1 protein-coding gene is annotated in these 1,032 nt (G+C 63.0%); it reads left to right on the top strand.

What is annotated here, in order from left to right:
* The coding region (gene ispG / locus ACWCP8_RS41195; RefSeq protein ID WP_352272805.1) for a flavodoxin-dependent (E)-4-hydroxy-3-methylbut-2-enyl-diphosphate synthase at window positions 1–1,032 on the top strand (1,032 nt) is incomplete at both ends.

Here is a 1,032-nt window from a genome sequence, read left to right on the forward strand (position 1 = left end):
ATCCAGGTCGGGTCGGTGGCGGTCGGTGGGGATGCGCCGGTGTCGGTGCAGTCGATGACCACGACCCGGACGTCGGACATCGGTGCGACGTTGCAGCAGATCGCGGAGCTGACGGCGTCGGGCTGTCAGATCGTGCGGGTTGCGTGTCCGACGCAGGATGATGCGGATGCGCTTGCGACGATTGCGCGGAAGTCGCAGATTCCGGTGATCGCGGATATTCATTTCCAGCCGAAGTATGTGTTCGCGGCGATTGATGCGGGCTGTGCTGCGGTGCGGGTGAATCCGGGGAACATCAAGCAGTTCGATGACAAGGTGAAGGAGATCGCGCGGGCGGCGAACGATGCGGGGACGCCGATCCGGATCGGTGTGAATGCGGGTTCGTTGGATGCGCGGTTGTTGAAGAAGTACGGGAAGGCGACTCCTGAGGCTCTGGTGGAGTCGGCGTTGTGGGAGGCGTCGCTGTTCGAGGAGCACGGGTTCCGGGACATCAAGATCTCGGTGAAGCACAACGATCCGGTGGTGATGGTGAATGCGTACCGTCAGTTGGCGGCTCAGTGTGATTACCCGTTGCATCTGGGGGTGACGGAGGCGGGGCCGGCGTTCCAGGGGACGATCAAGTCTGCGGTGGCGTTCGGTGCGTTGTTGAGTGAGGGGATCGGGGACACGATCCGGGTGTCGTTGTCGGCGCCGCCGGCCGAGGAGGTCAAGGTCGGGCTGCAGATTCTGGAGTCGTTGAATCTGAAGCAGCGGCGGTTGGAGATCGTGTCGTGTCCGTCGTGCGGTCGTGCGCAGGTGGATGTGTACAAGCTGGCGGATCAGGTGTCTGCGGGTCTTGAGGGCATGGAGGTGCCGTTGCGGGTTGCCGTGATGGGCTGTGTCGTCAATGGTCCGGGTGAGGCCCGTGAGGCGGATCTGGGTGTGGCGTCGGGGAACGGCAAGGGGCAGATCTTCGTGAAGGGCGAGATCATCAAGACGGTTCCCGAGTCGAAGATCGTCGAGACGCTCATCGAGGAAGCCCTGAAGATCGCCGAG

This window comes from Streptomyces sp. NPDC002206 (assembly GCF_053593595.1).